This window comes from Streptomyces sp. NPDC058157 (genome assembly GCF_042884105.1).
Lineage (GTDB): Bacteria > Actinomycetota > Actinomycetes > Streptomycetales > Streptomycetaceae > Streptomyces.
Genome location: NZ_JBHVUQ010000009.1, coordinates 39583 through 61148 on the forward strand (window position 1 = coordinate 39583; position 21566 = coordinate 61148).

General features: G+C 68.1%; 16 protein-coding genes and 1 tRNA gene. 6 read left to right on the forward strand and 11 right to left on the reverse strand.

The features are described 5' to 3' along the window. Positions 1–47: 47 nt before the first annotated feature. The 5 genes from ACFVXK_RS04250 to ACFVXK_RS04270 all read left to right on the forward strand — a co-directional run bounded on the left by ACFVXK_RS04250 (position 48) and on the right by ACFVXK_RS04270 (position 5800). Positions 48–761, forward strand: coding sequence for a Crp/Fnr family transcriptional regulator (locus tag ACFVXK_RS04250; protein ID WP_389610004.1), 714 nt, complete (start codon positions 48–50; stop codon positions 759–761). 126 nt (positions 762–887) lie between these two features. Then, positions 888–1670 carry a hypothetical protein gene (locus ACFVXK_RS04255; RefSeq protein ID WP_389610005.1) on the forward strand — a complete coding sequence of 261 codons (783 nt, stop codon included), beginning with the start codon at positions 888–890 and terminating at the stop codon, positions 1668–1670. Beyond that, positions 1667–3799: a hypothetical protein gene (locus ACFVXK_RS04260; protein ID WP_389610006.1), complete on the forward strand. Its 2133-nt coding sequence runs from the start codon at positions 1667–1669 to the stop codon at positions 3797–3799. The genes ACFVXK_RS04255 and ACFVXK_RS04260 overlap by 4 nt, the downstream gene beginning before the upstream one ends. Before the next feature lie 16 nt (positions 3800–3815). Further along, a complete protein-coding gene (locus ACFVXK_RS04265; protein ID WP_389610007.1) occupies positions 3816–4763 on the forward strand; it encodes a hypothetical protein in 948 nt (315 codons plus the stop codon). Further along, positions 4760–5800 (forward strand): M48 family metalloprotease, encoded by a 1041-nt coding sequence (locus ACFVXK_RS04270; RefSeq protein WP_389610008.1) that lies wholly within the window; start codon positions 4760–4762, stop codon positions 5798–5800. The genes ACFVXK_RS04265 and ACFVXK_RS04270 overlap by 4 nt, the downstream gene beginning before the upstream one ends. Before the next feature lie 62 nt (positions 5801–5862). Here the strand turns inward: ACFVXK_RS04270 and ACFVXK_RS04275 are convergent, their stop codons facing one another. The 11 genes from ACFVXK_RS04275 to ACFVXK_RS04325 all read right to left on the reverse strand — a co-directional run bounded on the left by ACFVXK_RS04275 (position 5863) and on the right by ACFVXK_RS04325 (position 20127). After that, positions 5863–9762 (reverse strand): DNA-directed RNA polymerase subunit beta', encoded by a 3900-nt coding sequence (locus ACFVXK_RS04275; RefSeq protein WP_389610009.1) that lies wholly within the window; start codon positions 9760–9762, stop codon positions 5863–5865. A 95-nt stretch (positions 9763–9857) separates the two neighbouring features. After that, positions 9858–13340 (reverse strand): DNA-directed RNA polymerase subunit beta, encoded by a 3483-nt coding sequence (rpoB, locus tag ACFVXK_RS04280; RefSeq protein WP_366450450.1) that lies wholly within the window; start codon positions 13338–13340, stop codon positions 9858–9860. A 587-nt stretch (positions 13341–13927) separates the two neighbouring features. Next, the gene (gene rplL, locus ACFVXK_RS04285; protein WP_365152797.1) at positions 13928–14314 is read right to left on the reverse strand and encodes a 50S ribosomal protein L7/L12; all 387 of its coding nucleotides are present in this window, start codon (positions 14312–14314) and stop codon (positions 13928–13930) included. Between the two features lie 111 nt (positions 14315–14425). Continuing rightward, positions 14426–14956 (reverse strand): 50S ribosomal protein L10, encoded by a 531-nt coding sequence (gene rplJ / locus ACFVXK_RS04290; RefSeq protein ID WP_042818555.1) that lies wholly within the window; start codon positions 14954–14956, stop codon positions 14426–14428. Positions 14957–15242: 286 nt separating this feature from the next. After that, positions 15243–16136: a hypothetical protein gene (locus ACFVXK_RS04295; RefSeq protein ID WP_389610010.1), complete on the reverse strand. Its 894-nt coding sequence runs from the start codon at positions 16134–16136 to the stop codon at positions 15243–15245. Positions 16137–16172: 36 nt separating this feature from the next. Next, complete coding sequence (locus ACFVXK_RS04300) at positions 16173–17057, reverse strand: LppX_LprAFG lipoprotein (RefSeq protein ID WP_389610011.1); 885 nt, start codon at positions 17055–17057, stop codon at positions 16173–16175. Positions 17058–17232: 175 nt separating this feature from the next. Further along, the gene (gene rplA, locus ACFVXK_RS04305; protein ID WP_389610012.1) at positions 17233–17961 is read right to left on the reverse strand and encodes a 50S ribosomal protein L1; all 729 of its coding nucleotides are present in this window, start codon (positions 17959–17961) and stop codon (positions 17233–17235) included. Between the two features lie 87 nt (positions 17962–18048). Continuing rightward, complete coding sequence (rplK, locus tag ACFVXK_RS04310) at positions 18049–18483, reverse strand: 50S ribosomal protein L11 (RefSeq protein WP_042818558.1); 435 nt, start codon at positions 18481–18483, stop codon at positions 18049–18051. A gap of 170 nt (positions 18484–18653) precedes the next feature. Then, complete coding sequence (gene nusG / locus ACFVXK_RS04315; protein ID WP_389610013.1) at positions 18654–19583, reverse strand: transcription termination/antitermination protein NusG; 930 nt, start codon at positions 19581–19583, stop codon at positions 18654–18656. Between the two features lie 84 nt (positions 19584–19667). Next, a complete protein-coding gene (secE, locus tag ACFVXK_RS04320; RefSeq protein WP_045945273.1) occupies positions 19668–19949 on the reverse strand; it encodes a preprotein translocase subunit SecE in 282 nt (93 codons plus the stop codon). A 105-nt stretch (positions 19950–20054) separates the two neighbouring features. Further along, positions 20055–20127: transfer RNA gene (locus ACFVXK_RS04325), tRNA-Trp, on the reverse strand. 192 nt (positions 20128–20319) lie between these two features. On the opposite strand from ACFVXK_RS04325, the gene ACFVXK_RS04330 reads away from it, so the two are divergent. Continuing rightward, a complete protein-coding gene (locus ACFVXK_RS04330; protein WP_388945510.1) occupies positions 20320–21546 on the forward strand; it encodes a pyridoxal phosphate-dependent aminotransferase in 1227 nt (408 codons plus the stop codon). Positions 21547–21566: the final 20 nt, after the last annotated feature.

Sequence of the window (21566 nt, forward strand, 5' to 3'; positions counted from 1 at the left end):
CCCCCGGTGGCCAGTACATTGACCGCCCTGACGACCGGGGGGCGCACATGGCAACGGAGCAGGTCGCGGGCGACGGAGGGCTGGACGACCGGGTCCCCTTCCTGGCCCGCTTGGAGGTGGAGGACGGCGCCGCGTTACGGGAGCTCGGCCGCGAGCTGACCTTCGCACCCCGCGCCCAGCTCATCCACCAGAACGAACCCGCCTCCCACGTCCTGCTGATCCTCCACGGCTGGACCAAGGTCACCGCCTCCGCCGCCAACGGCAAGGAGGCCCTGCTCGCCCTGCGCGGCCCGGGCGACATCATCGGCGAATCCGCCGCCCTCACCGGGCGAGCCCGCTCCGCCACCGTGACCGCACTCGAACCGGTGCGCGCCGTGGCCGTCGATCCCGAGCGCTTCCGCGCCTTCCTCGCGCGTGTTCCCGACGCCGCCTTCCAGCTCCTCGCCCTCACCTCGGACCGCACCCGCGCGGGCGACCGGCGGAGGCTGGAGTTCGCCTCGCTGAGCGTGCGCGAGCGGCTCGCCGTGCTGCTCCAGGACCTGGCGCGCACGCACGGGCGGCGTACCGAGGAGGGCGTGGAAGTCGCCGTCCCCCTGACCAAACAGGAACTCGCCGGAGCGGTCGGGGCCTCCCGCGAGATGGTCCAGCGCCACCTCAAGGAACTGCGCGACCGCGGGGTCGTCATCACGGGGCGCCGCGCGCTGGTGATCGTACGACCCGACGTGTTGCGGCGGATCGCGCAATCTCACGACGAGGGCTGACTCCTCCCCTTCAGTGCAGGCCGTCACACTCCGGGTGTGCCATCCGCCCTCACGGCGGTGCGCCCGCCTGCCCCACTCTCTTGCTCATCCCTCCCGCTCACGCGGAACCCACCACGAGAGGCGATCATGACCAATCCGCTCCCCCGCACCTTCCTGCTCGTCGACACGGAGCGTTTCAGCGATCGTGACGACGTCCAGCAGGCCTATCTGCGCCGGATGCTGTACGACGTCGTCGACCGGACCCTGCTCGCCGCCGGGGTCGACCAGACGTTACGGCTGCGCGCCGACCGGGGCGACGCGGTCATGGAGCTGATCGACCCGCACGTACCGCTGAACGTCCTGCTCCGCACCCTGCTGACGGAGGTCCCCGCCCAACTCCGCGCGATCAACCGGCTGGCGGCCAGCTCGGCGCAGCTCCGGCTGCGGGTCGTCCTGGCGAGCGGCATGGTGATGATCGACGAACACGAGGGCTGGGTGGGCACCGACCTCAACGAGGCCTGCCGTCTCCTGGACGGCGAACCGCTGCGCGCGGCGCTGCGCGAGCGGACGGACCCCCATGTGCTCTGCGTCTCCGCTTCGGTCCACAACGGGATCGTGCGGCACAACCACCCCGGGATCCCGGCGGAGGAGTTCCACGAGGTCACCGTGGACAGCAAGAACGGTCCCCTGAAGGCATGGCTGCACGGACCCGTGCCGGCGGGAACGGTCACCGGGCCTTCGACCGCGCCCACATCGGAGGGACCACGAGGACCCGGAGGAGCGGAGGAAGCCCCGACCGGGGGTCGGACCGGTCCCGCCGGCATCCACGTGCAGGGCGTCAACGACGGAATCATCGCCGGCCACATCGAGGGCAACGCCGTCCGCGCCGGTGTGGTCCACGGCGACATCATCTTCGGTGACCGTCGGTGAGCGAGCAGCCGGACCAGCCGACGGAGCCAGCTGAGGAGGCCGAACCGGCGGCCACGGAGGACGACGCTCCGGCCGGGAAGGAGAAGAAGGCCGAGGAGGAGGCCCAGCAGCCGTGGGCCACCCGTCGTGAACTGCACGCCCACGCGCCGAAGTCGATGGCGTTCGACGGCACCAACCACGGCGTCGTAGCCGAGCGGATCATCGGCAACGTCACCACCGAGATCCACTACGGCTTCGGCGGATCCGGCAATGGCGCGCCCGCATCCGGCGAGATCCCGCCTTCCCAGCTGGACCGGCTGTCCGATGTCTTCGTCGCGGAGGGAACCCGCTTCGCCCAGCTGCGCGACCGCCTCCTGAAGGAGCAGGTCCTGGTCCTCACGGGCACGCCCTTCACCGGACGTCGGGCCGCCGCCCTGATGCTCCTGCGCTCCGTGGGCACCGCCCCGGTGCACGTCCTGGACAGCACCACGGTCCCTGGGAAGCTCACCAACCTGTTCGACACACCCGGCAAGGCGGCCGGCTACGTGCTGTGCGACCTGGCCACGAGCCGGGACGAGCCCCTGCGCGAAGCCCAGTTCAACGCCCTCCGCGACCTCATGCACAAACGGAAGACCCACCTGGTGATCACCGTCGGCGTGGGGGCGTACCTGGAGGACACCGTCCGCCCTGAGGAGTGGGAGCCTCCCGGTCAGCGGGCCGTCCTGGCCGCCCGGCTCACCGCGGACGTCGGCGCCGAAGCCACCACCCGTCTGCTCGCCCTGCCGACCGTCGACGAGTTCCTCTCCCGTGACCACCAGCTCCGCGAGGTCGTCGGGTACGCGACCGAGTTACGCCAGTATGCGGTGGGCCGGCGCGGCGAGGGCCAGCTGGCCGACTACTCCCTGCGCGCGCTGAAGCACCAGGTCCGCGAGTGGTTCGCTGAGCCCGAAGAGATCGTCCACCTCCGGGAGAAGGCCTTCCTCATCGCCCTGGCCGCCTTCGACGGCGGCCCGTACGCCCTGACGGCGGAGCTCAGCGACCTGCTGTACTCCCAGCTCCAGCGCGTCGGCGACCCCAAGCGCTTCGAAGCCATCCCCGTCTTCAGCACCCACATCGGCAAGCGGCTCCAGCTCGCCCGGGCGCGTACGTATCCGGAGCGCGAGGACACCGAATGGGGTGAGGTCACCCAGCTCAAGGCGGCCTTCCGCGACGACCGGACCGCCCTCGTCCTGCTGCCCGAGGTGTGGACCGGCCATCCCGCCGCCCGCCCCGCCCTGGTGAAGTGGCTGGACGAGCTCGCGGACGACGGCCGGCCCCTGGTACGCACCCGCGCCGCGGCCACCGCCGCCGTACTCGCGCGTACCGACCTGCCGTCCACAATGGCACTGATCATCGAACCCTGGGCGCGCTCGGACCGGGCCCGCAGACGGACGACGGCCGTCAGTGCCCTCACTCTCGCCCACCAGATCGAGGCGCCGAACATTCCCCGCATCGTCGACGGCTGGAGTGCGGACGCGGACGATCCGCGCCCCTGCTGGGTCGCGGTACGGGCCCAGGGACTGATCGGCACCGAGCGCCCGAAGGCTGCGCTGGCCGCCCTGCGGGCACAGGCCCACCTGCAGTACGGCAAGAAGAGGCCCGACCAGCAGGTGTGCGACGAGCTCCCGAAGTCGGTCGCCCTCCTCCTGCTCTCGCCCGAAGCGGACACCGTCCTCGCCGAACTGTTGCGGACCCTCCCTGACCACCGTTCGGCCCACGAACTCGCCGTGCGCGGGTTCCTCACCGCGTGCGGGCGGCGTGACGAGGAATCCGGGCACGGGCGCCCGCTGGTCCTCGACTGGTACGCACACGCCGACCGGGACGAGGCCGCCACAGCGCCCGCGATCGTACGTCTCCTGCGCGAAGCCCTCGACGACCGCGCCTACACCGAGGAAGCCGAGCGCGTGCTGCGCGGCTGGATCCGGGCCGCCGACCAGGACGAGAAGACGGAATGGGCGCTGGCTTCACTGCTGACCAGGCTGGCCGTCACCCCCCGCGAGACTTCCCGCCTGACCTACCTGCTGCGCAACCCGCAGGGCGCGGACGGCGGCCCGTATCCGGAGGCCGCCACCCGCCTACGCATCGCGCTCACCCGTCCCACGACCGCCTGAAGGGAAGGCCCGCACGATGTACGACTACAACCAGCACGCCCAACGGGACACCAAGCTGACCGACCCCGTCGTCACGGTCCGCCAGATCGGCCGCTTCGGGTTCGGCGGCCAGGCGGCGACGCGCATCGACCACGCCCTGGTCTACTCGACACCGAAGGGCACGTACGTGCCCTACCTGCCGCCGAACCGGCCGCGTCCCCGGACCGCGCGCCTCTACACCGCCGTGTACGAGGTGGACATGGGGTCTCATCCGGTCCAGGCGGAGATCGCGCTGCCCAGCGACAACGACGCCCACGAGTTCACGGCGACGGTAGAGCTCACCTGGCAGGTCGTCCACCCTGCCGTGTACGTCCAGAGCGGCTGTCGTGACGTGCCCCGGCTGCTGATCGGCGAGCTGGAACAGTCCTGCAGGCCGGTGACGCGCGGCTTTCACATCACGAGCAGCGCAGCCGCCGAAGACGAGCTGCTCACCGCGGTGCGCGCGGGCAAGCCTCTCGGAGAGGGCGTCGGGCTGACCGTCGACTGGACGGTCCGCCTGCGGCGCGACGCCGACAACATCGAGCACGAGCGGCGCCTCCAGGCCGCCCGCCACGAGCTGGAGCTGCAGCGGTACGAGGCCCAGAAGATCGCCTTCTACCAGCAGCACTTCGCCCGGGGCGGCGTTCAGGCCTGGGCCCTTCATCTGGCCCGGCACCCCGAAGACACCCGGCTCGCGCTGGAGAGCATGGAGAAGCACCAGCTCGCGCTCCTCCGCTCGCAGCTCGACCAGGTCAAGACACTGCTGGGGCCGGACGGCGGCGAGGCCCACGAACTGGACCGCACCCGGCAGCTCATGATCGAGCAGATCAACCAAGCTCTCGCGCCCGACACTCGTGTCCCGCTGCCGACGCCGGAGCTCCCGGAACTGCCTCCCGGTTACGGACGCCGCCCCCACCCGCCCACCGGCCGGGAGCGGGCCCGATGACCAGACCCGCCGAGTCGCCCGGCCCCCCGCCCGAGTACCCCCTGTACCCGCAGGCGCCACCGCCTCCGCCCACGCGCGTGCCCCCGCAGGCCCGGCCGGAGCACGACCGCCTCGACTACCGCCACCCCGGGGGAACACGCGTCCACTACCGCGCCCGGCAACGCACCGCTGACGCCGCCGCCCTCGGCCGGCTCGCCCTGCACCTGCCCGGGTTCCTGACGAGCCTGCTCGTCGTGCTGGGTTCGGCCGCCTTGCTTGAGGCCTGGCTCGGGCTGCCGGCTTGGGCGCCGACCGTGCTGTGGCTCGCCTCCGGCGCGCTGACGTTCCACCGTCCCAGCGAGCGGTTCCTGGCCCGCCACCTGCTCCGGCTCCAGCACCCACTCCCTTCCGAGCTGGCCGTGCTGGCCCCGGTGTGGCGCGAGGTCACGGCCCGTGCCGGGGTGGACGGCAACCGGTACGAGCTGTGGATCGAGGACAGTGACGAGCTGAACGCCCTCGCCGCCGCCGGCCACGTCGTCGCCGTCACCCGACGCGCCCTGGAGCGGCTGCCGGAAGCGCAGTTGGCCGCCGTACTCGCGCACGAACTGGGCCATCACACCGCAGGGCACGCCTGGACGGGGCTGCTCAGCTGGTGGTACGCGCTCCCGGGCCGCTTGGCCTGGCGTGTCCTCGCGGCAGCCACGGTGGGAACGATCCGCATCGCGAGCGGCTTCTCGCTCGTGGCTGCAGGCGTCCTCGTCATCCTGTTCGGGTGGATCAGTCTCGCCACCCTGACCCTGACGTACGGCCTGCCGCTGCTCCTGCTCACGCTGCCCTATCTGTCCGCCGCCGTCGGACGCCGTGCCGAACTCCGGGCCGACCGGCACGCAGCCGCACTCGGCTTCGCCCCAATGCTGTCCCGGATGCTGCACGACGTACTGGCCGCAGAGGCGCCGGCGTCCGACGAGGGCGGCGTGCTGTCACGGCTGCTGTCCACCCATCCCGACCCCCGCACCCGCCTCCACCACCTCCAGCGCCACATGCAGCTCCAGGCGTAGGAAACGCCGCAGGGCGGCCACCCTCTCGGGTGACCGCCCTGCGGTTACTGCCTGCCTGCGACTCAGCCGTTGTACGGGCCGTAGTCGTAGTCCTCCAGCGGGACAGCCTGGCCGGAGCCGGTGCCGAAGGGGGAGTAGTCGATGTCGTCGTAGCCGACGGCCGAGTACATCGCGGCCTTGGCTTCCTCGGTGGGCTCGACCCGGATGTTGCGGTAGCGGGACAGACCCGTACCGGCCGGGATGAGCTTACCGATGATGACGTTCTCCTTGAGGCCGATGAGGCTGTCGGACTTGGCGTTGATCGCCGCGTCCGTCAGAACTCGGGTCGTCTCCTGGAAGGAGGCGGCCGACAGCCAGGACTCCGTCGCCAGCGAGGCCTTGGTGATACCCATCAGCTGCGGACGGCCGGAGGCGGGGTGACCGCCCTCGGTGACCACACGACGGTTCTCGGTCTCGAAGCGGGAGCGCTCGACGAGCTCGCCCGGGAGGAGCTCCGCGTCGCCGGACTCGATGATCGTCACGCGGCGGAGCATCTGCCGGATGATGATCTCGATGTGCTTGTCGTGGATCGACACGCCCTGCGAGTTGTAGACCTTCTGGACTTCGCCGACCAGGTGGACCTGGACGGCACGCTGGCCGAGGATGCGCAGCACGTCGTGCGGGTTGGTGGCACCCATGGTGAGCTTCTGGCCCACCTCGACGTGGTCGCCCTCGTGCACGATGACCTTGGCGCGCTTGGAGATCGGGAACGCCGTCTCCTCGCTGCCGTCGTCGGGCGTGATGACGATCTTCTTCGTCTTCTCGGTCTCCTCGATCCGCACGCGGCCGGCGGCCTCGGAGATCGGGGCGACACCCTTCGGGGTACGGGCCTCGAAGAGCTCGACGACACGCGGCAGACCCTGCGTGATGTCGTCACCGGCCACACCACCGGTGTGGAAGGTACGCATCGTCAGCTGGGTACCGGGCTCACCGATGGACTGGGCGGCGATGATGCCGACCGCCTCACCGATGTCGACCAGCTTGCCGGTGGCCAGCGAGCGGCCGTAGCAGAAGGCACAGGTGCCGACGGCGGACTCACAGGTCAGGACCGAGCGGGTCTTGACCTCCTCGACGCCGTTCGCGATGAGGGCGTCGATGAGCACGTCACCGAGGTCCACGTTCGCCGGCGCGATGACCTTGCCGTCGATGACGACGTCCTCGGCCAGCATGCGGGCGTACACGGAGGTCTCGACGTCGTCCGCCTTGCGGAGGACACCCGCCTCGTCCTTGGTGCCGATCTTGAGCTTGAGGCCGCGCTCGGTACCGCAGTCCTCCTCGCGGATGATGACGTCCTGCGAGACGTCCACCAGACGACGGGTGAGGTAACCCGAGTCGGCGGTACGCAGGGCGGTGTCCGCCAGACCCTTACGGGCACCGTGCGTGGAGATGAAGTACTCCAGAACGGTGAGGCCCTCACGGAAGGACGCCTTGATCGGACGCGGGATGGTCTCGTTCTTCGCGTTCGACACCAGACCACGCATACCGGCGATCTGTCGCATCTGCATCATGTTTCCTCGGGCACCCGAGTCAACCATCATGAAGATGGGGTTCGTCTTGGGGAAGTTCGCGTTCATCGCCTCGGCGACCTCGTTGGTCGCCTTGGTCCAGATCGCGATGAGCTCCTGCGTGCGCTCGTCCTTGGTGATCAGACCGCGCTCGTACTGCTTCTGGACCTTCTCGTCCATCGCCTCGTAGCCCGCGACGATGGCCTTCTTGGCCTCGGGCACGACGACGTCGGAGATGGCCACGGTGACGCCCGAACGGGTCGCCCAGTGGAAGCCGGCCGCCTTCAGGTTGTCGAGCGTCGCCGCCACGATGACCTTGGGGTAGCGCTCCGCCAGGTCGTTGACGATCTCGGAGAGCTGCTTCTTGCCCACCGAGTAGTCGACGAACGGGTAGTCCTCGGGCAGCAGCTCGTTGAAGAGCGCACGGCCCAGGGTCGTCTTCAGACGGAAGCTGTCGCCCGGCTGGAACTCCTGCTCGCCCTCTTCGGCGACCGGCGCCACCCAGCCGCGCGGCGGGATGGTGCCCACCGGGAAGCGGATGTCGACGGACGACTGCAGCGCGAGCTCGCCGGCGTCGAACGCCATGATCGCCTCGGCGGTCGAGCCGAACGCGCGGCCCTCGCCCTTGACGTCACGGAGCTCACCGTCGGTGGTCAGGAAGAACAGACCCAGGACCATGTCCTGCGTCGGCATCGTGACCGGACGGCCGTCGGCCGGCTTGAGGATGTTGTTCGAGGACAGCATCAGGATGCGGGCCTCGGCCTGCGCCTCCGCGGAGAGCGGCAGGTGGACGGCCATCTGGTCACCGTCGAAGTCCGCGTTGAACGCGGTGCAGACGAGCGGGTGGATCTGGATGGCCTTGCCTTCGACCAGCTGCGGCTCGAAGGCCTGGATGCCGAGGCGGTGCAGCGTGGGCGCACGGTTCAGCAGGACCGGGTGCTCGGCGATGACCTCTTCGAGCACGTCGTACACGACCGTGCGGCCGCGCTCGACCATGCGCTTCGCCGACTTGATGTTCTGCGCGTGGTTCAGGTCGACCAGGCGCTTCATCACGAACGGCTTGAAGAGTTCCAGCGCCATGGCCTTCGGCAGACCGCACTGGTGCAGCTTCAGCTGCGGACCGACGACGATCACGGAACGCGCGGAGTAGTCCACGCGCTTGCCGAGGAGGTTCTGACGGAATCGACCCTGCTTGCCCTTCAGCATGTCGCTGAGGGACTTCAGGGGACGGTTGCCGGGACCGGTGACCGGGCGACCACGACGACCGTTGTCGAAGAGGGCGTCCACGGCCTCCTGGAGCATGCGCTTCTCGTTGTTCACGATGATCTCGGGGGCACCGAGGTCGAGAAGGCGCTTCAGGCGGTTGTTGCGGTTGATGACGCGGCGGTACAGGTCGTTCAGGTCGGAGGTCGCGAAGCGGCCACCGTCGAGCTGCACCATCGGACGGAGGTCCGGCGGGATGACCGGCACGCAGTCGAGCACCATGCCCTTGGGGCTGTTGCTGGTCTGCAGGAACGCGGAGACGACCTTGAGGCGCTTGAGCGCACGGGTCTTCTTCTGGCCCTTGCCGGTACGGATGATCTCGCGGAGGCGCTCGGCCTCCTCCTCGAGGTCGAAGGACTCCAGGCGCTTCTGCAGAGCAGCCGCACCCATGGAACCGTCGAAGTACGTGCCGAAGCGGTCACGCAGCTCGCGGTAGAGGAGCTCGTCGCCCTCCAGGTCCTGGACCTTGAGGTTCTTGAAGCGGTTCCACACCTCGTCGAGGCGGTCGATCTCGCGCTGGGCGCGGTCACGGAGCTGCTTCATCTCGCGCTCGGCACCCTCGCGCACCTTGCGGCGCACGTCGGCCTTGGCACCCTCGGCCTCGAGCTCGGCCAGGTCGCTCTCGAGCTTCTTGGCGCGGCCTTCGAGGTCGGCGTCGCGGCGGTTCTCGATCTGCTGGCGCTCGACGGAGACGTGGGCCTCCAGCGACGGCAGGTCGCGCTGACGGCGCTCGTCGTCGACGAACGTGATCATGTACGCGGCGAAGTAGATGACCTTCTCGAGGTCCTTCGGCGCGAGGTCCAGCAGGTAGCCCAGGCGCGACGGGACGCCCTTGAAGTACCAGATGTGGGTGACGGGAGCGGCGAGCTCGATGTGGCCCATGCGCTCACGACGCACCTTGGCGCGCGTGACCTCGACGCCACAGCGCTCACAGATGATGCCCTTGAAGCGGACACGCTTGTACTTGCCGCAGTAGCACTCCCAGTCCCGGGTAGGACCGAAGATCTTCTCGCAGAAGAGTCCGTCCTTCTCGGGCTTGAGGGTGCGGTAGTTGATGGTCTCCGGCTTCTTGACCTCGCCGTGCGACCAGGTTCGGATGTCGTCCGCGGTGGCAAGGCCGATCCGCAGCTCGTCGAAGAAGTTGACGTCGAGCACTGTGCGTCAATCCCTCTTTCGGGGTCGAGTCTCAATCATGGTCTGAACGGTCCCGGGGCGGCCGGGGGATCACGCGGATCCCCCGGCCAGGCCCGTCAGACCTCTTCGACGCTGCTCGGCTCGCGCCGGGACAGGTCGATACCGAGCTCCTCCGCCGCGCGGAAGACGTCCTCGTCGGTGTCGCGCATCTCGATGGACATGCCGTCCGAGGACAGCACCTCCACGTTGAGGCAGAGCGACTGCATTTCCTTGATGAGCACCTTGAAGGACTCGGGAATGCCCGGCTCGGGGATGTTCTCGCCCTTGACGATGGCCTCGTAGACCTTCACGCGGCCGGTCACGTCGTCGGACTTGATCGTCAGGAGTTCCTGGAGCGCGTACGCGGCGCCGTATGCCTCAAGCGCCCACACCTCCATCTCACCGAAGCGCTGACCACCGAACTGCGCCTTACCACCCAGCGGCTGCTGCGTGATCATCGAGTACGGACCGGTCGAACGGGCGTGGAGCTTGTCGTCGACCAGGTGGTGCAGCTTGAGGATGTACATGTACCCGACCGAGATCGGGTCCGGGAACGGCTCGCCGGAGCGGCCGTCGAACAGGCGCGCCTTACCGGTCGGGAGCACCATGCGCTCGCCGTCGCGGTTCGGGATGGTGTGCTGGAGCAGGCCGGCCAGCTCGTCCTCACGCGCACCGTCGAAGACGGGGGTGGCGACGTTGGTGCCGGGGGCGACCTGGTCGGCGCCGATCGCCTGGAGGCGCTGCGCCCACTCGTCCGCGAGCCCGGAGACGTCCCAGCCGCGGCTGGCGAGCCAGCCGAGGTGGATCTCCAGGACCTGTCCCGGGTTCATTCGGGACGGGACACCCAGCGGGTTCAGGATGATGTCGACCGGGGTGCCGTCCTCGAGGAAGGGCATGTCCTCGATCGGAAGGATCTTGGAGATGACACCCTTGTTGCCGTGACGGCCGGCGAGCTTGTCACCGTCGGTGATCTTGCGCTTCTGGGCCACGTAGACGCGGACCAGCTGGTTCACGCCCGGAGGAAGCTCGTCGCCCTCCTCGCGGTCGAAGACGCGGACACCGATGACCTTGCCGATCTCACCGTGGGGCACCTTCAGCGAGGTGTCACGGACCTCGCGCGCCTTCTCACCGAAGATCGCGCGGAGCAGGCGCTCCTCGGGGGTCAGCTCGGTCTCACCCTTGGGCGTGACCTTGCCGACGAGGATGTCGCCGGCGACGACGTCCGCACCGATGCGGATGATGCCGCGCTCGTCGAGGTCGGCGAGGACCTCCTCGGAGACGTTCGGGATGTCCCGGGTGATCTCCTCGGGGCCCAGCTTGGTGTCACGGGCGTCGACCTCGTGCTCCTCGATGTGGATCGAGGAGAGGACGTCGTCCTGCACGAGGCGCTGCGACAGGATGATCGCGTCCTCGTAGTTGTGGCCTTCCCACGGCATGAACGCGACGAGCAGGTTCTTGCCGAGGGCCATCTCGCCCTCTTCGGTGGCCGGGCCGTCGGCGAGGACCTGGGCCTCGACGATCCGGTCGCCCTCGTTGACGATGACCTTCTGGTTGACCGAGGTGCCCTGGTTCGAGCGGGAGAACTTGGCGACGCGGTACGTGGTGTACGTGCCGTCGTCGTTGGCGACGGTGATGTAGTCGGCCGAGACCTCCTGGACGACACCGTCCTTCTCCGCCTTGATCGAGTCGCCGGCGTCGACCGCACAGCGGTACTCCATGCCGGTGCCGACGAGCGGGGCCTCCGCCTTGATGAGCGGAACGGCCTGGCGCATCATGTTCGCGCCCATGAGGGCACGGTTGGCGTCGTCGTGCTCGAGGAAGGGGATCATCGCGGTCGCGACGGACACCATCTGGCGCGGCGAGACGTCCATGTAGTCCACGTCGGACGGCTCGACGTAGTCGACCTCGCCGCCACGCTTGCGGACCAGGACGCGGCCCTCGGTGAAGCGCATGTCGTCGTCCAGGCGGGCGTTCGCCTGGGCGATGACGAAGCGGTCTTCCTCGTCGGCGGTGACGTAGTCGACCTCGTCGGTGACGACACCCTCGACGACCTTGCGGTACGGGGTCTCGATGAAACCGAACGGGTTGATGCGGCCGTAGGAGGCCAGCGAGCCGATCAGACCGATGTTCGGGCCTTCGGGCGTCTCGATCGGGCACATGCGGCCGTAGTGCGACGGGTGGACGTCACGGACCTCGAAGCCGGCCCGCTCACGGGACAGACCACCCGGGCCGAGGGCGTTGAGACGACGCTTGTGCGTCAGGCCCGACAGCGGGTTGTTCTGGTCCATGAACTGCGACAGCTGGCTGGTACCGAAGAACTCCTTGATGGAGGCGACGACCGGCCGGATGTTGATCAGGGTCTGCGGCGTGATCGCCTCGACGTCCTGGGTGGTCATGCGCTCGCGCACGACGCGCTCCATACGGGCGAGACCCGTACGGACCTGGTTCTGGATGAGCTCGCCGACGTTGCGGATACGACGGTTGCCGAAGTGGTCGATGTCGTCGGTCTCGACGACGATCTCCCGGCCCGACTCGCCGACCGTCTCGGTCTCGCCCGCGTGGAGCTTCACGAGGTACTTGATCGTGGCGATGATGTCGTCGGTGGTGAGCACACCGGCGTCGAGCGGCTCGTCGGCGCCGAGCTTCTTGTTCACCTTGTAGCGGCCGACCTTCGCGAGGTCGTAGCGCTTCGGGTTGAAGTAGAGGTTCTCGAGCAGCGTCTGAGCGGCCTCGCGGGTCGGCGGCTCGCCCGGGCGCAGCTTGCGGTAGATGTCGAGCAGCGCGTCGTCCTGGCCCTGGGTGTGGTCCTTCTCCAGGGTGGCGCGCATGGACTCGTACTCGCCGAACTCCTCGAGGATCTGCTCGGTGGTCCAGCCGAGGGCCTTGAGGAGGACGGTGACGGACTGCTTGCGCTTGCGGTCGATGCGGACGCCGACCATGTCGCGCTTGTCGACCTCCATCTCCAGCCAGGCACCCCGGGACGGGATGATCTTGGCGGAGAAGATGTCCTTGTCGGACGTCTTGTCGATGGAGGAGTCGAAGTAGACACCCGGGGAACGGACGAGCTGCGACACGACGACGCGCTCGGTGCCGTTGATGACGAAGGTGCCCTTGTTGGTCATGAGCGGGAAGTCGCCCATGAAGACCGTCTGGGACTTGATCTCACCGGTCTCGTTGTTCGTGAACTCGGCCGTGACGAAGAGCGGCGCCGCGTACGTGAAGTCGCGCTCCTTGCACTCGTCGACGGAGTTCTTCGCCGGCTCGAACCGGTGGTCGCGGAACGTCAGCGACATCGACCCGGAGAAGTCCTCGATCGGCGAGATCTCCTCGAAGATCTCCTCCAGACCGGACTTGGTGGGGACGTCCTGTCCGCTCTCGAGCGCCGACTCGACGCGGGACTTCCAGGCGGCGTTGCCGAGCAGCCAGTCAAAGCTCTCGGTCTGCAGCGCCAGGAGGTTCGGAACCTCGAGGGGCTCCTTGATCTTTGCAAAGGAGATGCGCAGCGGGGCGGTGCTGGCACCGGTGTTCGTATTGGTCGAGGCGTTGCGCGAGGCGGCCAAGAGGGGGTCCTTCCGAGGGCTCGGACTCACTACGCGCGTACCGGTCCCAGCCGACACAGAAGACAGAGCCTCCCCAGCTGGACTAAAAGACCAGGTCAGGGCGTATCAATCCGGTGTGCTCGAGCGTGGGCATGCCCCTGGCGACGGGCAGGGGACAGCTAACAGGCAGCGCAAAGGGTCAGTGTAGCCACTTGGCTCACTGATGTCCAGACCAGGTTTCCGGAAACCGGCAACAGGCCCTTCCCCACGTCCTCAATCAACACCGCGTCCAACCAACACCGCGGCCGTTGCCGCAGCGCCCGTACACAGAGCGCGTATCAGTACTGCCCTCTTCGTAGTCGATCCATGCCTCGGATCCCGGATCGACCCGGGCGACCTCACGACGGGACTGAGAATTGCGCGCCGCTGGCCGTTCGTCAAGGCCCCGTGCTCCGAGCGGATCATCTCCGGACCCTGCGTCGAGGCAACGAAGATCACCCTACTCCCCAACGAGACCAGGGCAAGTCAGGCACTGCGAATACGCCAAAGGGCGACCACCCTTACGGGTGATCGCCCTTGGTTGAGGCCGTCAGACGGCCTCAGAGGTGTTACTTGACCTCGACCGAGGCGCCAGCGGCCTTGAGGGCCTCAGCGGCCTTGTCAGCGGCTTCCTTGTTGGCCTTCTCGAGGACCGGCTTCGGGGTGCCGTCGACGAGGTCCTTGGCCTCCTTCAGACCCAGGGAGGTCAGCTCGCGCACGACCTTGATGACCTGGATCTTCTTGTCGCCGGCGCCGGTGAGGATGACGTCGAACTCGTCCTTCTCCTCGACCTCGGCGGCGGCACCGGCGCCCGGGGCACCCGGGGCGGCAACGGCGACGGCCGCGGCGGCGGTGACGTCGAACTTCTCCTCGAAGGCCTTCACGAACTCGGAGAGCTCGATGAGGGTCATCTCCTCGAACTGGGCGAGGAGGTCTTCCTGAGAGAGCTTCGCCATGATGGGCGATCCTTCCACTAATTCGGCAGGTGCCGATATGTCTAGAGAGGCGGGCGTAACGGCCCGCTACGACCCACGCACTAGGCGGCGTAGATCAGTGCGCGAGCCGAATTACTCGGCACCGCCCTGCTCGGCGAGCTTGACGCGAAGCGCTTCCGCAGTGCGGACGAACTTCGACGGCAGCGCCTGGAAGAGCGAGGCAGCCTGGGACTGCTTGCCCTTGAACGCGCCGGCCAGCTTGCTGAGCAGAACCTCGCGGGACTCGAGGTCCGCAAGCTTCTTGATGTCATCGGCGGACAGCGCCTTGCCATCAAGGACACCGCCCTTGATGATCAGGTTCGGGTTTTCCTTGGCGAAGTCACGAAGACCCTTGGCCGACTCCACCGGGTCACCGGTGATGAAGGCGGCACCCGTCGGACCAGTGAACTGGTCGTCGAGCGAGGTGATCCCGGCGTTGTTCGCCGCAATCTTGGTCAGCGTGTTCTTCACCACGGCGTACTGGGCGTTCTCACCGAGCGAACGACGCAGCGTCTTGAGCTGCTTCACGGTGAGACCCCGGTACTCGGTCAGCACAACGGCGTTCGAGCTGCGGAACTTGTCCTCAAGCTCGGCTACGTCGGCAGCCTTGTCGGGCCTTGCCATAGAGCGTCGGCCTCCTTCCGGGTGATGAGGACCGCTCAGAAGGGGCTGACATACAAAACGCCCCGGCGCAGGCGCCAGGGCGTAGCTCAACCGGATGAAAATCCAGGAACGATTCCACAGTCACCTGCGCGGGTCGTCCGCAGTAGCGGATCCTTCGGCCACCGCACCCTCTACGGGCACAGCAACGACCAGCGGTCTTTGGCTTCTGTGGAAGCGTACGCGAACGATGCGCCCCGGAGCAAATCGCCCCCGGACCGGCCCCCCGACCGGTCCGGAGCACCCCGCCTCAGGAGCCGCCGAGACCGCCCAGCCCCGCGTCCTTGAGGGTCTTGTCGGCCTGCTTCAGCTTCTCGTCGGTGTCCTTCAACTTCTGGTCGGTGTCCTTGAGCGAGTCGCCGACGCCCTTCATCACGTCGTCGAAGTCGGCGACCTGATCGGCGGGCGGTGCGACGACCGGCGCGGTCTTGCCGTAGCCGGAGAACTTCGCGGAGACCTTCGTCTTCCCGTCCTTGGTGCCCTGCACGGATTCGACACGGACGGGGTAGCCGTCCTTGCCGATCCACAGGTCCACGTCGAGGGAGAGCGTGTCCTTCAGCGCCTCGTGGAGGTACTGCCGGTTCGCGGCCTCCATGACCTTGGTGGACTCGTCGGCCGCGAGCAGCTCGGCGTTGGTGAGGCTGCCCTTGAAATGCCGGGCCTCCCCGCCGTCGCCCTGCTCGGTCCCGACCAGCGTCACCTTCTGCTGGCCCAGCAGTACCGCGAGGTACTCGGCCGGGTCGTCGTTGAACCGGGCGCGGCCCTTGCCGCCCTTGCCCAGGTCCATCCTCATCCAGGCCTTGCCGGCGACGGGCTTGTCCGAGTGGGTGTAGACCACGTCGCCGATCATGACCTGATTGCCGTCGGCGCCCTTGGCGTCGATGGTGGTGCTGGACGGGTACCAGCCCTTCGAGCCCGAGAGCTGGTCGGCCTTGCCCTTGTCCGGGGTGATGGTCATCTCGTACGCGGCGAACCTGGCGGCCACCGTCTTCTTGTACGAGGCCTTCACCGCGTCCGCGGGCGTCTCGGCCTTGGCCTTCGTCCCCCCGCCGGCCTTGTCTCCCCCGCAGGCGGTGAGCCCGCCCACGAGCAGTGCGGCCCCCGCCGCGGCGATACCGGCGCGGGTCAGCGCGGCCTTGTTCATGTGTTCCCCCATGGTGGTTCTGGTGGTGCGGAGGGCTCAGCCCTGGCCCGAGCCGCCCTTGCCCGCCTGGGCGAGGTCCATGACCTGGTCGGCCGGCGGGGCCGTGACGTCGACCGGCTTGTTGTAGTCCAGGAACTTGATCGTCATGTCCATCGCGCCCTTGGTCGCGTCGGCGCGGGTGCGGACCTGCTTGGTGCGGTCGTTCTCGTCGATCCACATGTCGATGTTCATGGTCTTGATGCCCTCGCCCTCCATCTTCTGGACGGACTTCTCCTGACGCGCCTTGGCGTCGGGGCCGAGGGTGGCGAGGGAGGCCTTCATCTGCTCGATGGTGACCGTCCCGGCGACGTGCTTGGTCTTGACGCCGTCGATGTTCTCCTCGCCGAGGTTCTTGAGGTCCTTGGCGCCCATCAGGTCGCCGGCGCGGTCGCCCGGGTTCTCGCCGGAGCTGGCGGCGCCGAGGCTGTCCAGCTGCTTGGCGGCCTGCGGGTCCGCGCTCTTCATGTCGAACTTCAGCCACTGGCCCTCGGAGCCCATGTACATGGTCCCGTCGAGGAGGCGGATCTCCGCCGACTCCTGGCCCTGCGCGCTGATCTTCATGGACATGGCCACGGACGGCTTGAGGCGCATGGACGCCTCCATGTTGACCGGCTGGCCCTCGGCGGTGCCGGTCATGGAGTAGCGCAGGGAGGTGATGTCCTCGGAGTTCTTCTTCACCTTCTCCAGGTACCCCGCCGGCGTGGCGTCCGCGGCGCCCTGGGCCGGCTTGCCGGCCGCCGACGCGGCGGCGGAGGGGGTCGCGGCCGCGGCCTTGCCCCCGTCGTCCTTCTTGCCGCCCTCACAGGCGGTCGTGGCGCCGCCCACGAGGAGCACGGCGGCCAGAGCGGCCATGGCGGTCTTGTTCTTGCGGTGCACGAGCATGGAGTCCCCACCCCTGGTGTGAATCGATCAACCGTCCGACCATACGGTAAAGGGACGGGAAAGTCGCACGAGATTTCGGGCGCGCGGGGACAAAAGAAACCGGCCCCCCGCTTCCCTTGCGGGAGGCGGGGGGCCGGTTCAGCCACAGAACGGCGAGCCGTCAGGCTCGGCGCGATCAGACAGCAGCCGGGTCTTCCTCGACGAGGAGGTTCCGGGTGCGGTTGGAGTCCAGCTGGATGCCGGGGCCCATCGTGGTGCTGAGGGCGGCCTTCTTGATGTAGCGGCCCTTGGCGGCGGACGGCTTCAGACGGACGATCTCGTCCAGCGCGGCCGCGTAGTTCTCGACCAGCTGCTCATCGGAGAAGGAGACCTTGCCGATGATGAAGTGCAGGTTCGAGTGCTTGTCGACGCGGAACTCGATCTTGCCACCCTTGATCTCGGTGACAGCCTTGGCGACGTCCATGGTGACGGTGCCGGTCTTCGGGTTCGGCATGAGACCACGCGGACCGAGCACGCGGCCGAGGCGGCCGACCTTGCCCATGAGGTCCGGGGTCGCCACGACGGCGTCGAACTCGTTCAGGCGGTTGCCCTTGGCGATCTCGTTGATCAGCTCGTCGTCGCCGACGATGTCGGCGCCGGCGGCTTCCGCGGCCGCAGCACGGTCACCGGTCGCGAAGACCAGGACCCGGGCGGTCTTACCGGTGCCGTGCGGGAGGTTCACGGTGCCGCGGACCATCTGGTCGGCCTTGCGCGGGTCGACACCCAGGCGGAAGGCAACCTCGACGGTGGCGTCGAACTTGGTGGTGCTGGTCTCCTTGGCGAGACGGACGGCCTCGAGGGGAGCGTAGAGCTTCTCCCGGTCGACCTTGGCGTCCGCAGCGCGGAGAGTCTTGCTGCGCTTCACTTCTGCTCCTGTGTAAGTGCTTCAGGCATGGAGTCGTGGTACGGACCAGCGCTTGGCCCTACCACTGGGGAACTGCGAGGGGGCTGATCAGCCCTCGACCGTGACACCCATGGAACGGGCGGTGCCGGCGATGATCTTCTCGGCGGCGTCGAGGTCGTTCGCGTTGAGGTCGGGCATCTTGATCGTGGCGATCTCGCGGACCTGGTCACGCGTGAGCTTCGCGACCTTGGTCTTGTGCGGCTCGCCGGAGCCCTTCTCGATGCCAGCGTGCTTCAGGATGAGGCGCGCGGCCGGCGGGGTCTTCGTCACGAAGGTGAAGGAACGGTCCTCGTAGACCGTGATCTCCACCGGCACGACCATGCCACGCTGCGACTCGGTCGCGGCGTTGTAGGCCTTGCAGAACTCCATGATGTTGACGCCGTGCTGACCGAGCGCGGGGCCGACCGGCGGAGCCGGGTTGGCCGCACCGGCCTTGATCTGGAGCTTGATAAGCCCCGTGACCTTCTTCTTCTTGGGAGGCATTGCTCTCTCCGGGTCCTAGTGAGAGTTTTCCAGCCGCCTTCCGGTCATCCGGATGGAGGCATACCGCACCACGATAACGGGTATCGGTGCGGGGCTAAAAACCGAGCAGGTCAGACCGCCTTTTCGGGCCGGTCTGACCTGCTTCGGAAGCGTCGCTCAGAAGATCTGGATCAGTTCTTCTGGATCTGGTCGAAGCTCAGCTCGACCGGGGTCTCGCGGCCGAAGATCTCGACGAGGCCCTTGACCTTCTTCGAGTCCGGGTTGATCTCGTTGATCGTCGCCTGGAGCGTCGCGAACGGGCCGTCGGTGACGGTGACCGAGTCGCCGACCTCGAAGTCCAGGACCTCGATGGTGCGCTTGACGGCGGGGGCCGGCAGACCGGCGTCCTCGGCGGCCTGCTTGGCGGCCTTCTCCTGCGCCTCCGGGGCGAGCATCTTGACGATCTCGTCCAGGGTCAGCGGGTACGGGTCGTAGGCGTTGCCCACGAAGCCGGTGACACCGGGGGTGTTGCGGACGACGCCCCAGGACTCGTTCGTCAGATCCATGCGGACGAGAACGTAGCCGGGCAGCTTGTTCTGCCGGACGTTCTTGCGCTCGCCGTTCTTGATCTGGACGATCTCTTCCTCGGGCACCTCGGCCTGGTAGATGAACTCCTCGACGTTCAGCGAGACGGCACGCTGCTCCAGGTTCGCCTTCACGCGCTTCTCGTAGCCCGCGTAGGTGTGGATGACGTACCACTCGCCCGGGAGCAGGCGCAGCTCGTCGCGGAGGGCCTGGATCGGGTCGACGGGCTCGGCGGGAGCGGCCTCCTCGGCCTCCTCCGCGTCCTCGACCTCGGCGGCGTCCTCGACGTCGCCCTCGTCCTCGGCGTCCTCGTCGGCGTCGACCTCGTCAGCCTCGGCGTCGGTCTCGTCGTCGGCGTCGGTCTCGTCGTCGGCTTCCTCGACGTGCAGCGCGGCTTCCTCGGCGGCGATGCCGGCCTCGGCGTCGGCGAGCTCGGCCTCGTCGGGGTCCACAGCGTCTGCCGCCTCGACGATGTCGAGCTCGTCCTCGACGGACTCGACGGAGTCGTGGCTCGCGTTCAGGTTCGGGTCAGACACGGTGGCTGCTTCTTCCTGGATACAAAAGGTGGTGGAACATGCGAAAACGGGCGGCACCCATCAAGGCGCCGCCCTCCGCGGGGATCAGCCGAAGACGAACTTGATGGCTTCCTGGAACCCATAGTCAATCACGGTCACCAGACCGATCATGATGACGACGAAGACAATCACCACGGTGGTGTACGTCGTGAGCTGGTTGCGCGTGGGCCAGACGACCTTGCGGAGTTCCGCGACGATCTGACGGTAGAAAAGCGCGAGGCGGCCCAGAGGGCCCTTCTTCCCGCGCTTGCCGCCCTTGCGGGCCTTCTTCTCGCGAGTGTCGCTGTCGGCATCAGGCATGTCGATGGAGCCCAGGGCGTCCGTCACGTCTCTCACCTGAATCCGGGTCGTGGCCGTAGCCGCGCCCGGTTGCGCCGCACGGCGTTGCATCGAAATACGTACCTGCGCACACATCCGAGAAGGAGTGTGGAGCAGGGCCGGAGGGACTCGAACCCCCAACCGCTGGTTTTGGAGACCAGTGCTCTACCAATTGAGCTACGACCCTTTGCGCTCCCCAACCTACCGCATCCGGACGAGTGCACTGTGTGCTCACGCCCCGGGGCGTTTGGTGAGGACCAACAGCAGCAGAGCATACGTGGTCCTGGGCCTGACGTCGAACAGAGAACATCCGGACCTGCTCCGTCCGGTGACTGAAACGGTGTGCGGGGCTTCCGGAGCGTCTGGGACGATTGGCCGCATGACCTCTGCAACGCCTTCCTCCGAGCGCCGGGTGTCCGCCCGTATCGGCGCCATCTCCGAGTCCGCGACCCTCGCCGTCGACGCCAAGGCCAAGGCCCTCAAGGCCGCCGGGCGCCCGGTAATCGGCTTCGGCGCGGGCGAGCCCGACTTCCCGACGCCGGACTACATCGTCGAGGCGGCGGTCGCGGCCTGCCGCGACCCGAAGTTCCACCGCTACACGCCGGCCGGCGGCCTGCCCGAGCTCAAGAAGGCCATCGCCGCCAAGACGCTGCGCGACTCCGGTTACGAGGTGGACGCGTCGCAGGTCCTGGTGACCAACGGCGGCAAGCAGGCCATCTACGAGGCCTTCGCCGCGATCCTCGACCCGGGCGACGAGGTCATCGTCCCGGCCCCGTACTGGACCACCTACCCGGAGTCGATCCGCCTGGCCGGCGGCGTCCCGGTCGAGGTCGTCGCCGACGAGACCACCGGCTACCGGGTCTCCGTCGAGCAGCTGGAGGCGGCGCGCACCGAGCGCACCAAGGTCGTCCTGTTCGTCTCCCCGTCCAACCCGACGGGCGCGGTCTACAGCGAGGCCGACGCGAAGGCGATCGGCGAGTGGGCCGCCGAGCACGGCCTGTGGGTGCTGACCGACGAGATCTACGAGCACCTGGTCTACGGGGACGCGAAGTTCACCTCGCTGCCCGTGCTCGTCCCGGCGCTGCGCGACAAGTGCATCATCGTCAACGGCGTCGCCAAGACGTACGCCATGACGGGCTGGCGCGTGGGCTGGGTCATCGCCCCCCAGGACGTCATCAAGGCCGCGACCAACCTGCAGTCGCACGCCACCTCCAACGTCTCCAACGTAGCCCAGGTCGCCGCGCTGGCCGCCGTCTCGGGCGACCTGGAGGCCGTCGCGGAGATGCGCAAGGCCTTCGACCGCCGCCGCCAGACGATGGTCAAGATGCTCAACGAGATCGACGGCGTCCTGTGCCCGACCCCCGAGGGCGCGTTCTACGCGTACCCGTCGGTCAAGGAGCTGCTCGGCAAGGAGATCCGCGGCAAGCGCCCGCAGACCTCGGTCGAGCTCGCCGCGCTGATCCTGGACGAGGCCGAGGTCGCGGTCGTCCCCGGTGAGGCCTTCGGCACCCCCGGCTACCTGCGCCTTTCCTACGCCCTGGGCGACGAGGACCTGGTCGAGGGCGTGACCCGGATCCAGAACCTCCTGGCCGAGGCCAAGGCCTAGGCACGACCCCACCGGAGCGG

What these genes read in the sequence shown, in the direction of transcription:
- ACFVXK_RS04330 (WP_388945510.1), top strand. Translation starts at nt 20,320, where the DNA reads ATGACCTCTGCAACGCCTTCCTCCGAGCGCCGGGTGTCCGCCCGTATC.
- rplJ (WP_042818555.1), bottom strand. Translation starts at nt 14,956, where the DNA reads ATGGCAAGGCCCGACAAGGCTGCCGACGTAGCCGAGCTTGAGGACAAG.
- ACFVXK_RS04270 (WP_389610008.1), top strand. Translation starts at nt 4,760, where the DNA reads ATGACCAGACCCGCCGAGTCGCCCGGCCCCCCGCCCGAGTACCCCCTG.
- ACFVXK_RS04265 (WP_389610007.1), top strand. Translation starts at nt 3,816, where the DNA reads ATGTACGACTACAACCAGCACGCCCAACGGGACACCAAGCTGACCGAC.
- rplK (WP_042818558.1), bottom strand. Translation starts at nt 18,483, where the DNA reads ATGCCTCCCAAGAAGAAGAAGGTCACGGGGCTTATCAAGCTCCAGATC.
- ACFVXK_RS04295 (WP_389610010.1), bottom strand. Translation starts at nt 16,136, where the DNA reads ATGAACAAGGCCGCGCTGACCCGCGCCGGTATCGCCGCGGCGGGGGCC.
- ACFVXK_RS04255 (WP_389610005.1), top strand. Translation starts at nt 888, where the DNA reads ATGACCAATCCGCTCCCCCGCACCTTCCTGCTCGTCGACACGGAGCGT.
- rplL (WP_365152797.1), bottom strand. Translation starts at nt 14,314, where the DNA reads ATGGCGAAGCTCTCTCAGGAAGACCTCCTCGCCCAGTTCGAGGAGATG.
- ACFVXK_RS04250 (WP_389610004.1), top strand. Translation starts at nt 48, where the DNA reads ATGGCAACGGAGCAGGTCGCGGGCGACGGAGGGCTGGACGACCGGGTC.
- ACFVXK_RS04300 (WP_389610011.1), bottom strand. Translation starts at nt 17,057, where the DNA reads ATGCTCGTGCACCGCAAGAACAAGACCGCCATGGCCGCTCTGGCCGCC.